9 protein-coding genes are annotated in these 11,363 nt (G+C 67.8%); 5 read left to right on the top strand and 4 right to left on the bottom strand.

What is annotated here, in order from left to right:
• Window positions 1-53: 53 nt before the first annotated feature.
• The gene (locus MUU56_RS13275) at window positions 54-671 is read right to left on the bottom strand and encodes an HAD family hydrolase (RefSeq protein ID WP_244767773.1); all 618 of its coding nucleotides are present in this window, start codon (window positions 669-671) and stop codon (window positions 54-56) included.
• 89 nt (window positions 672-760) lie between these two features.
• On the bottom strand, window positions 761-1,858 hold the full coding sequence (mutY, locus tag MUU56_RS13270) for an A/G-specific adenine glycosylase (RefSeq protein WP_244767772.1): 1,098 nt from the start codon (window positions 1,856-1,858) through the stop codon (window positions 761-763).
• A gap of 167 nt (window positions 1,859-2,025) precedes the next feature.
• On the opposite strand from mutY, the gene MUU56_RS13265 reads away from it, so the two are divergent.
• The 5 genes from MUU56_RS13265 (at window position 2,026) to ppdK (ending at window position 10,368) form a co-directional block, all read left to right on the top strand.
• Window positions 2,026-2,547: a DUF721 domain-containing protein gene (locus MUU56_RS13265; protein WP_244767771.1), complete on the top strand. Its 522-nt coding sequence runs from the start codon at window positions 2,026-2,028 to the stop codon at window positions 2,545-2,547.
• A 195-nt stretch (window positions 2,548-2,742) separates the two neighbouring features.
• Entirely contained in the window at window positions 2,743-3,573 is an 831-nt protein-coding gene (locus MUU56_RS13260; RefSeq protein ID WP_244767770.1) for a DsbA family protein, read from the top strand.
• Window positions 3,574-3,813: 240 nt separating this feature from the next.
• On the top strand, window positions 3,814-7,278 hold the full coding sequence (locus MUU56_RS13255; RefSeq protein WP_244767769.1) for a chromosome segregation SMC family protein: 3,465 nt from the start codon (window positions 3,814-3,816) through the stop codon (window positions 7,276-7,278).
• A gap of 103 nt (window positions 7,279-7,381) precedes the next feature.
• On the top strand, window positions 7,382-7,528 hold the full coding sequence (locus MUU56_RS13250; protein WP_244767768.1) for a hypothetical protein: 147 nt from the start codon (window positions 7,382-7,384) through the stop codon (window positions 7,526-7,528).
• 173 nt (window positions 7,529-7,701) lie between these two features.
• Entirely contained in the window at window positions 7,702-10,368 is a 2,667-nt protein-coding gene (gene ppdK / locus MUU56_RS13245; protein WP_244767767.1) for a pyruvate, phosphate dikinase, read from the top strand.
• Window positions 10,369-10,380: 12 nt separating this feature from the next.
• Here the strand turns inward: ppdK and MUU56_RS13240 are convergent, their stop codons facing one another.
• Together MUU56_RS13240 and MUU56_RS13235 are read right to left on the bottom strand one after the other, a co-directional pair.
• Window positions 10,381-10,638: a hypothetical protein gene (locus MUU56_RS13240; protein ID WP_244767766.1), complete on the bottom strand. Its 258-nt coding sequence runs from the start codon at window positions 10,636-10,638 to the stop codon at window positions 10,381-10,383.
• Between the two features lie 212 nt (window positions 10,639-10,850).
• Entirely contained in the window at window positions 10,851-11,231 is a 381-nt protein-coding gene (locus tag MUU56_RS13235) for a hypothetical protein (RefSeq protein ID WP_244767765.1), read from the bottom strand.
• Between the last annotated feature and the right edge of the window lie 132 nt (window positions 11,232-11,363).

Genomic DNA, 11,363 nt, shown 5'->3' with positions numbered 1-11,363 from the left:
TGCGAAAACGCCCGGAGCCGCAAGGCTCCGGGCGTTTCGGTTTTCAGGCCCGTTCAGAGCGCGATGCCGTGCGCGGCAAGGTCGGCCTTCAGCTTTTCCGGATCGGTGAACTGCACCGCGTTCCAGCCGGCGAGCCGCGCGCCCTCGACATTGGCCGGGGCGTCGTCGATGAACAGCGTATGGGCCGGCGAGAGGCCGAAATCGCGCGTGTGCTTCTCGTAGATCGCACGGTCCGGCTTGATGAGGCCGATCTCGCCCGAAACCGTCACGCCGCGCGGCATGTCGAGGAAGGGGTAGAGTTTTCGCGCTTCCTTGAAGGTATCGGCGGCGAAGTTGGTCAGCATGGTCACGTCACGGCCGTCGGCGATCAGCGCCTCCATGATCGCGACGCTTTCCACATAGGCATGCGAGACCATCTCGTGCCAGTGCTTGCGGAAGGCGCGGATGTGCTCGGCGCGGTCGGGATGCACGTCGATCAGCAGCGCCTCGGCGTCCTCCCAGGCGCGGCCGCGGTCCTGTTCGAGGTTCCAGTCATGCGTGCAGACATTGGTGAAGAACCAGTTGCGCTCGGCATCGTCGGGAATGAGGCGGGCATAGGGAATGTGCGGATCGTAATGGATCAGCACCCTGCCGATGTCGAAGACGATGTGTCGGATGTCGATGCTGTTCATGCTTTCCTCGCTTGTATGGGCGAATAGCGAATAGGGAGTAGTGAAGAGGGTTTACAGAGAAAGCGCAGGCGATCGCATGCCGCTATTCGCTACTCCCTATTCGCTATTCGCCCAAACGCATCCGGTATGGCCTGCCTTATCGCCTTCTTCATGACGGTCGGCAGCGCCTCGCCGTCGAGCGTCTCCTTCGCCTGCCACCATCCCTCGCCGGCCTGCACATGGCGCGGCACCATGGAGCGGTAGATGGAGAGGCGCAACTCGAAATGCGTGAACACATGGGTGACGGTGCCGCAGGCCTGCCAGTCGGCGGCAAAGGGCGCGGCGGCAGGGCCGGTCTCGCCGTCGATGCGGGCCGTCCAGCCGCTGCCGGGCACCTCGGTCATGCCGCCGAGAAGGCCGGTTTCCCCGCGCTTGCGCAGGAAGATCGCGCCCGTCTCGTCCTCGGCGACGAAGGCGGCGCCGAGCCGCACGGGCTTTTCCTTCTTCGCGGCCTTGCGCGGATAGAGTTCCGGGTCCTCGCGCCCCAGCACGCGACAGGCGGCATTGAGCGGACAGAGCGCGCAGGCCGGCCGGCGCGGCGTGCAGATCGTCGCGCCGAGGTCCATCATCGCTTGGGCGAAATCGCCCGGCCGGTCCGCCGGCGTCATGGCGGCCACCAGCGCCCGCATCTCGGCCTTTGCCGCGGGCAGGGGCGTTTCGATGGCGTGGAGGCGGGAGATGACGCGCTCGACATTGCCGTCCAGCACCGCGCTCCTGCGGTTGAAGGCGATGGCGGCGATCGCCGCGGCGGTATAGTCGCCGATGCCGGGCAGGGCCTTCAGCCCGTCCTCGCTGTCGGGAAACACCCCGCCATGCTCGAAGGCGACGGCTTCGGCGCATTTCTTGAGGTTGCGCGCGCGGGCGTAGTATCCGAGGCCCGCCCAGGACTTCATCACGTCCTCCGTCTCGGCCTTCGCAAGGTCGGTGACCGTCGGCCAGCGGCCGGTGAAGAGGGCGAAATAGGCCTTGACCGCCTGCACCGTCGTCTGCTGCAGCATCACTTCGGAGAGCCAGACGCGGTAGGGATCGGGCCTTTCGCCACGGGCCGCCATCGGCGGGCTCACCCGCCAGGGCAGGTCGCGGTGGTGCCGGTCGTACCAGGCAAGAACGAGATCGGCGGGTGCCGCGATGCGGGGCGCTTGGGTCATGACGTGCCTGAAACGGGGTCGATGCGACCCATGATGCGAACACAGCTCCGGACGCAAAACGCTCGCACACTTTTGCTGGAATTGTTCTATAACTGGCGAAGCAGGCGGCGATCTTCAAGTCGGTTTTTCGCCGGAACAGGAATATTTTCCCGATCGGGAGCGGATACGTGAATACCAGCAAGGCGCCCCGGCGCGGCCAGAGGCGCGGCATCGTCCAGATCAGCGAAGTGGCCAACGACCTCATCGATCCGGTGCTGGCCAAGCGCGCCGGCATCAACACCATGCTGCTCGGCTCGTGGGACGAGATCGCGGGGGCGGAATTTGCCGAATGCACGCGGCCGGAGCGCATCACCTGGCCGCGCCGCGCCTCCGAGATGACGGGCGAGGGCGGCGGCCACCAGCCGGGCGTGCTGACGATCGCCTGCGAGGGTGCCCGCGCGCTCTTCCTCAGCCACCAGCAGGGCGAGATCATCCAGCGCATCAACGGCTTCTTCGGCTTTCCGGCCGTGAGCCAGATGAAGATCGTGCAGAAGCCGGTGAGCCCGCATTCCGGCCGTCGCGCCAAGCCGCGCCCGCTGACCGGCGAGGCCGCCCGCCATCTCGACGACCTCGTCGACGGCATCGAGGGAGACGCGCTGAAGGCGGCGCTGAAACGGCTCGGCACGGCGGTGCTCGGCCGGCGCCGGTAAGGGACGGAAAGCCCCGTCCCCGACCATCGAACGGTCACAATTCTTTGAAGTTACTTGCCTTAACGCCGCTTGTTCCCGCCCCAAAGCAGGTATAACGGGGGTGCCCGGAGCAATTCCGGAAAAAGCGCAAGGAAGCTTTTTCCGGAATTGCGTCAATGGACCCGAGAATTCCCATCCCTTCCGACAGGAGAGACCATGTCCCTTTCCGAAATGAGCCTGATGAAGCGCCTTGCGACCGGCGTTGCCGTTGCGGCGCTCGCCGTGACGCTGGCTGCCTGCTCCGACGAGAAGAAGGAGGAGACCGCCAAGGCTCCCGAAACCAGCCAGAAGACGACGGGCGAAAGCGCAAGCTCGACGCCGGCCACCTCCTCCGGAACGACGACCACCACGACGACCGAGACCGCCCAGGCGCCGGCCGCCGAGGCGAAGTCCGTCGAGGTGCCCACCGCCGACGGCGACGTCGACATGGCGGAGGTGATGAAGGAAGGCGCGCTGCCGGAAATGGCGCTCGGCGAGGCCAATGCCCCGGTCACCATCGTCGAATACATGTCGACGACCTGCCCGCATTGCGCAGCCTTCCACAACAACACCTTCGACGCGATCAAGACCAAGTATGTCGACAGCGGCAAGGTTCGCTTCGTCATGCGCGAGTTCCCGTTCGATCCGCGCGCGGCCGCCGCCTTCATGCTGGCGCGCTGCAAGCCGCAGAATCCGGCCGAGCTTTCGGACGCCTCGCAGTATTTCCCGATGATCTCCATGCTGATGAAGCAGCAGGAAACCTGGGCCGCCGCGCAGGACGGCCGCGAGGCGCTGCTGCAGATGTCGAAACTCGCCGGTTTTACACAGGAGAGCTTCCAGGCCTGCTTGACGAACCAGAAGCTTCTGGATGATGTGAACGCGGTGCGCGAGCGCGGCGCCAAGGAGTTCGGCGTCGCGGCGACGCCGACTTTCCTGATCAACGGCAAGCGCTATTCGGGAGACATGTCGGTTGACACCATGTCGGCCCTCATCGACAGCATGCTCTGATCCTTCGACCGGGTTTGCGGGCGACGGCGGAAGCCGTGTGCCCGCTTTCTGCTTTTTGGCTGATCGGGCTACACTGCCCCTCATCCCCCTGCCGGGACCTTCTCCCCGCAGGCGGGGAGAAGGAGGAAAACGGCGAGCCCATCGTTCCTCGCCCCGCTTGCGGGGAGAGGATGCCGGCAGGCAGGTGAGGGGCATCCTGCACCGCCATGAGTGGGCGTGTGTCGTCCGCAGGGGCGCCGCATGAAGTTCACCAAGCTCCGCCTCCTCGGCTTCAAGTCCTTCGTCGAGCCCACCGAGTTCATCATCGAGCGGGGCCTCACCGGCATTGTCGGGCCGAACGGTTGCGGCAAGTCGAACCTCGTCGAGGCGCTGCGCTGGGTGATGGGGGAGAACTCCTACAAGAACATGCGTGCGTCCGGCATGGACGACGTCATCTTCTCCGGCTCGGGCAACCGCCCGGCGCGCAACACCGCCGAAGTCGGCCTCTATCTCGACAATTCCGACCGCACGGCTCCCGCCGCCTTCAACGATCAGGACGAGATCCAGGTCTCGCGCCGCATCGAGCGCGAGAACGGCTCGATCTACCGCATCAACGGCAAGGAGGCGCGCGCCAAGGACGTGCAGCTCCTCTTTGCCGACGCCTCCACCGGCGCCCGCTCGCCCTCCATGGTCGGGCAGGGCCGCATCGGCGAACTCATCCAGGCAAAGCCGCAGGCCCGCCGCCAGCTGCTCGAAGAGGCGGCCGGCATTTCTGGCCTCCACTCCCGCCGCCACGAGGCGGAACTGCGCCTGCGCGCCGCCGAGACCAATCTCGAACGGCTCGACGACGTCACTTCGCAGCTCGAAAGCCAGATCGAGAGCCTGAAGCGCCAGTCCCGCCAGGCGAACCGCTTCAAGGCGCTCTCCGCGGATATCCGCCGCCACGAGGCGATGCTGCTGCATATTCGCTGGGCGCAGGCCAAGGAGGCCGAGGCCGAGGCCGAAAGCCAGCTCAACCAGGCGACCTCGCTCGTCGCCGAGCGGGCCAACGCCCAGATGCAGGCCGCCAAGGAACAGGCCGTCGCCAGCCTGAAGCTGCCGGAGCTGCGCGAGAACGAGGCGAAGCTCGCCGCCGTGCTGCAGCGCCTGCAGATCGCCCGCGCGCAGCTCGAAGAGGATTCCGCCCGGCTGCTGCGCCGCCGCGACGAGCTCACCCGCCGCCTCGCCCAGCTCGCCGAGGACATCGGTCGCGAAGAGCGGATGGTGGCCGACAATGCGGCCGTGCTGGAGCGCCTGATTGCCGAGGAGGAGGAGATCGGCGAGATTCTCGCCGAGGCGGACGCGCGCGCCGAGACCGCCCGCGAGGCGATGGAGGCCGCCGCCGCGACGCTGGTCCAAAGCGAAGCGGCCCTCGCCGCCGTCACCGCCGAGCGGGCGGAGGCGCAGGCGGTGCGCAACCAGCTCGAAAAGGCGATCCGCGACCTTGCCGAACGCCACCTGCGGCTTGGCCAGCAGCTTGACGCCCAGGCCCGCGAGCTTGCGGAAATGGATACCCGCATCGCCGCGCTGCCCGACCCCGAAGAGCGCCGCGCCGCCGTTTTGTCCGCCGAGGAGGCGCTGGAGGCGGCCGGCGAGATGCTGGTCGCCGTCGAGGAGGCGCTGGAGGAGGCCCGTTTTGCCGAATCCGAGCTGCGCGGCCCGGTCGATACCGCCCGCGCCCGCCTTGCCGGCATCGAGACGGAAGCCCGTACGATCCGGCGCATGCTGGAGGCTGGCGGCACCGGCGGCTCCTTCCCGCCCGTCGTGGAGGACGTCGATGTCGACCGAGGCTATGAGACGGCGCTCGGCGCTGCGCTCGGCGACGACCTCGATTCGCCGGCCGACAGCTCCGCCCCCGTGCACTGGCGCCTGTCCGGCGATGCGTCCGGCGACGCGCCCCTGCCGAAGGGCGTTCCGGCGCTGATCGACCATGTCCGCGCGCCCGCCGTGCTCGCCCGCCGCCTGGCGCAGATCGGCATTGCCGGCAGCGTCGAGGAAGGGTTGTCCCTGCTGCCGCAGCTCAAGGCCGGCCAGCGGCTCGTCACCCGCGAGGGCGCGGTCTTCCGCTGGGACGGCCATGTCACCGGTGCCGATGCGCCGAGCGCCGCCGCGCTCCGCCTCGAACAGAAGAACCGCCTCGCCGAACTCGAGATGGAGCTGGAGGACGCCCGCGCCGCGCTCGGTGATGCGGAAGCCGACCTCGCCCGCGCCGGTGAAGCCATCCGTGCCGAGACACAACGCCAGCAGCAGGCGCGAGAGGCCCAGCGCGCCGCCGCCCGGGCGCTCGCCGAGGCGCGCGAAGGGCTGGAAGCGGCCGAACGGGCCGCCGGCGATCTCATCCGCCGCCGGGCCGTGCTTTCCGAAACCGGCGCGCAGATCGAGGCGCAGGTGGAGGAGGCCGCCGTCTCGCTGGAGGATGCCCGCGCCGCGCTGGAAGAGGCGCCGGACCTTGCCGACCTCGACCTCAGCCTTCGCACCCGCACGATGGACGTCGCGACCGACCGCGCGACGCTGGCCGAGGCGCGCGCCGGCCATGACGGCCTTGCCCGCGAGATGGCCGATCGCCGCCGCCGCCTGATGACGATCCTAGCCGAGCGCGAGACGTGGCGAAGCCGTGCCGCCAATGCCGAGAACCACATCGCCACGCTGCGCGAGCGCGAAGCCGAAGCGCATGAGGAGATGGAGGAGCTGGCCGAGGCGCCGGACGAGATCGAGGACAAGCGCCGCGAGCTCCTGTCCGGCCTCAGCAATGCCGAGGCCGCCCGCCGCGAGGCGGCCGATGCGCTCCAGGAGGCGGAGAACCGCCAGCGCGAGGCCGACCACACCGCCGCGACCGCGCTCTCGCAGCTCGCCGAATCGCGCGAAACGCGGGGGCGGGCGGAAGAGCGCCTCGTCTCGGCGCGCGAACGCCGCATCGAGGGCGAGGCGCGCATCCGCGAGGCGCTGAACTGCGCGCCGCACGAGGCGCTGCGGCTGACCGGCCATCCCGCCGGCAGCCCGCTGCCCGATCCGCGCGAGCGCGAACGCGAGCTCGACCGGCTGAGGATGGAGCGCGAACGGCTCGGCGCCGTGAACCTGCGCGCCGAGGAGGAGCAGCGCGAGCTGACGGAAAAACGCGACGCGCTCGTCGCCGAACGCGAGGATATCATCGAGGCGGTCCGCAAGCTGCGCTCGGCGATCCAGAGCCTCAACCGCGAGGGCCGCGAGCGCCTGCTGGCCGCCTTCGACGTGGTCAACGTGCAGTTCCAGCGCCTGTTCACCCACCTTTTCGGCGGCGGCACGGCGGAGCTTCAGCTGATCGAGAGCGACGATCCGCTGGATGCCGGCCTCGAGATCCTCGCCCGCCCGCCGGGCAAGAAGCCGCAGACCATGACGCTGCTGTCCGGCGGCGAGCAGGCGCTGACGGCCATGGCCCTCATCTTCGCCGTCTTCCTCACCAATCCGGCGCCGATCTGCGTGCTCGACGAGGTGGACGCCCCGCTCGACGACCACAATGTCGAGCGCTACTGCAACCTGATGGACGAGATGGCGGCCTCCACCGAGACCCGCTTCGTCATCATCACGCACAATCCCATTACCATGGCCCGCATGAACCGCCTCTTCGGCGTCACCATGGCCGAACAGGGCGTCTCCCAGCTCGTCTCCGTCGACCTGCAGACCGCCGAGCAACTGCGCGAGGCGTCGTAGCCGTTCCTCTCTTCGCACGGTAGCGTACGGGAACAAATCCCCCTCTCGCGCATTCAACAGCGCCTGCTGTTCCCGCAGGCCTTCGTGCAATTGGGGATCAAACGTGAGCAGAGACGCACTTTACATGATCATCGGCGCCCTCATCGTCGTGGTGGCCGGGTTTTCCTACTATGCCTGGCAGCAGGAGAAGAAACCGGACGGTGTCGAGATCCGCGTGGACGAGCAGGGGCTTTCCATCGAGGGAAACTGAAGCCTGCCGGCGCGCCAGGCCGTGTTCCCGCCAGGGGCACGGCTTTTGTCCGGCTCTCGTAATGTTGCATTGCCGTTGCAAATTTGATGCGTTGCAGCAAAAAACCTGTCGCGCCGCGTTTTCAACAAGATGCAGTTCATGTAGATTGTGAGGACGCATATGGGGAGGCGTGCATGGACAAGTGGGTCTATACCTTTGGGGGAGGCCGCGCCGAAGGCAGCGCGGGCGATCGCAACACGCTCGGCGGCAAGGGCGCGAACCTTGCCGAAATGTGCAATCTCGGCCTGCCGGTGCCGCCCGGGCTCACCATCGTCACCGCCGCCTGCAACCATTACTACGACAACGGCCGCCGGCTGCCGGACGATCTGAAGGATCAGGTCCGCGCCGCGCTTCGCCAGATGGAGGCGATCACCGGCCGCCACTTCGGCGACACGACGAAGCCGCTGCTGCTCTCCGTGCGCTCCGGCGCACGCGCGTCCATGCCCGGCATGATGGACACGGTGCTCAATCTCGGCCTCAACGACCGCACGGTCGAGGCGCTCGGCCACGATGCGGGCGATGCGCGCTTTGCCTGGGACAGCTACCGTCGCTTCATCCAGATGTATGGCGACGTCGTCATGGGCCTCGACCACGAGGTCTTCGAGGAGATCCTGGAGGACGAGAAGGGGCGGCTCGGCCACGAGCAGGACACCGAGCTTTCCGCGGTGGAGTGGCAGCATGTCATCGCCCGCTACAAGCAGACCATCCAGGAAGAGCTGGGCGAGGCCTTCCCGCAGGATCCGGAGGTCCAGCTCTGGGGCGCGATCGGCGCCGTCTTCGCAAGCTGGATGAACGCCCGCGCCGTCACCTACCGCACGCTGCACAACATCCCCGCCGTCTGGGGCACGGCCGTCAACGTCCAGGCCATGGTCTTCGGCAATCTCGGCAATTCCTCCGCTACGGGCGTCGCCTTCACGCGTAATCCCTCGACGGGCGAGAACAAGCTCTACGGCGAGTTCCTCGTCAATGCGCAGGGCGAGGATGTCGTCGCCGGCATCCGCACGCCGCAGAACATCACCGAGGAGGCGCGCATCGCGTCGGGCTCCGACCGGCCGTCGCTGGAAAAGCTGATGCCCGAAGCCTTCGCGGAATTCCGCGGCATCTGCGACCGGCTGGAGCGGCATTACCGCGACATGCAGGACCTCGAATTCACCATCGAGCGCGGCAAGCTCTGGATGCTGCAGACCCGTTCGGGCAAGCGTACCGCCAAGGCCGCGCTGAAGATCGCGGTCGACATGGCGACGGAAGGCCTGATCAGCGAGGGCGAGGCCGTCGCGCGTATCGATCCCGCCTCGCTCGACCAGCTGTTGCACCCGACCATCGATCCGCGCGCGCGCCGCGACGTCATCGGCTCCGGCCTGCCGGCTTCGCCGGGCGCGGCGACGGGCGAGATCGTCTTTACCTCGGAAGACGCGGTGAGGGCGGAGGAGGAGGGGCGCAAGGTCATCCTCGTGCGCATCGAGACGAGCCCGGAGGACATTCACGGCATGCACGCCGCCGAGGGCATCCTCACCACCCGCGGCGGCATGACCAGCCATGCGGCGGTCGTCGCGCGCGGCATGGGCACGCCCTGCGTTTCCGGTGCCGGCACGCTGCGCGTCGACCTGCGCAACGAGCTCCTGGTCGCCCAGGGGCTGACGCTGAAGAAGGGCGACGTCATCACCATCGACGGCTCGTCCGGCCAGGTGCTGAAGGGCGAGATCCCCATGCTCCAGCCCGAGCTGTCGGGCGATTTCGGCCGGATCATGGAATGGGCCGACCGCACGCGGCGCATGAAGGTGCGCACCAATGCCGAGACGCCGGCGGATGCCCGCGCCGCACGCTCCTTCGGCGCGGAGGGCATCGGCCTTTGCCGCACCGAGCACATGTTCTTCGAGGGCAGCCGCATCAATGTGATGCGCGAGATGATCCTCGCCGAGGACGAGGCCGGCCGCCGCGCCTCGCTGGCAAAGCTCCTGCCGATGCAGCGCTCGGACTTCGCCGAACTCTTCGAGATCATGCACGGCCTGCCGGTGACGATTCGCCTGCTCGACCCGCCGCTGCACGAATTTCTGCCGAAGAGCGACGAGGAGATCGCCGAGGTGGCGGCCGCCCTGTTCATCGAGGAGGCCGCGCTGCGCCGGCGCGTCGATACGCTGCACGAGTTCAACCCGATGCTCGGCCACCGCGGCTGCCGCCTCGCCATCTCCTATCCGGAGATTGCCGAGATGCAGGCCCGCGCCATCTTCGAGGCGGCCGTGGAGGCGGCCAGGACGACCGGCGCGGCCGTGGAGCCGGAAATCATGGTGCCGCTCGTCGGCCTCAAGGCGGAGCTCGACTATGTGAAGGCCCGCATCGAGGCCGTCGCCAAGGCGGTGATCGCCGAAAGCGGCGTTGCCATCAACTATCTCGTCGGCACGATGATCGAGCTGCCGCGCGCGGCGCTCCGCGCCCATGTCATCGCCGAATCGGCCGAGTTCTTCTCCTTCGGCACCAACGACCTGACGCAGACGACCTTCGGCATCTCGCGCGACGACGCCTCGGCGTTCCTGTCGACCTATATCCAGAAGGGCATCGTCGAGCAGGACCCGTTCGTCCAGCTTGATTTCGACGGGGTGGGCGAGCTCATCCGCATCGCCGCCGAACGCGGCCGGCGCACGCGGGCCGACCTGAAGCTCGGCATCTGCGGCGAGCACGGCGGCGATCCGGCCTCCATCCGTTTCTGCGAGGAGGCCGGGCTCGACTACGTCTCCTGTTCGCCCTTCCGCGTGCCGATCGCGCGCCTTGCGGCCGCGCAGGCGGCGTTCAGCGGCAAGGCCTGAGACCGCTTAGCTTCAGCGCCGCCGGACGGGCACATAGACATAGGTCGGCCGGTCCCACATCGGCGATTGCAGCCGCGCGGCGCGGAAGTCCGCGCGCCGGTCGAGATCGATGCGCTGCAGGCATTCGGCAAAGGCGTCCGTCCCCATGCGAAAACCGTAGGACCGGCATCGGGCCTCGTCATTGGCGCGCACTTCGGCGGCCGTCTGGCAGCCGGCGAGGAAGAGGGCGGTGGCGGCGAGGGCGGCGAAACGAACAAGCATCTTGGACATGCGGGCTCCGGCGAACTGTTGCGTGCCATGGATAGGCCCGTCGGCGCGCCGCGGCAAGGGCTCCCGGCAATTCCAAACGCCGGAGTGATGCCGCTTCGGCTGGAATGCTCTAAAGCGCGTCGCGATCTTTCAGATTCGCTCCCTGCGCTTTAGCTCTTTGTTTTTCGCATGTCGTTGCCGCAAAACCGCTGCGCACTTTTGTGCGACATGCTCTAGATGCGCTGCAGCACGTCCACGAAGGCGTCGGCGAAGCGCTTGAGGTCCTTCGTCGTCTCGTCGGGATTTTCCACGCGGATGGCCGATCCCTCCGTATCGAGCAGCGCGAAGACCACGGTGAGCGCGCCGTCCTCGCCCTGCGGCACGCGCAGGGCCGCGATGCGCCGGCAATCGTCGGCAAGCCCCGAGGCCGGCAGCTCGAAGAGGAAATCGCCGCCGACACGGTCGGCCGCCATGCGCACGGCATCGGCAAAGCCGGCCTCCTCGCCGGAAAAGCCGTCGAGCGAGAGTTCGAGTTCCAGAAGCTCCAGGGGGAGGGCGGGTTCGCCCGCGGGTGCGGATATAGCGGTGTCGGCGGCCGTCTGCGTCGGCAACATCATCTTGCTCCTTGCTCTACCCCCGTTCGTAAACCGTCGTTAACGAGCGTGGCGAATTTGCGGCACGCAAGGATTTTTACCGCGTGCTGCCTGTTGTCCCCGGCAAGGATGTCGCATGGGCATGGAGGAAAG

This window comes from Shinella yambaruensis (genome assembly GCF_022899355.1).
Classification (GTDB): Bacteria; Pseudomonadota; Alphaproteobacteria; order Rhizobiales; family Rhizobiaceae; genus Shinella; species Shinella yambaruensis.
The sequence above is the reverse complement of the archived record's forward strand: the minus strand, read 5'-3'. Positions and strand labels throughout refer to the sequence as shown.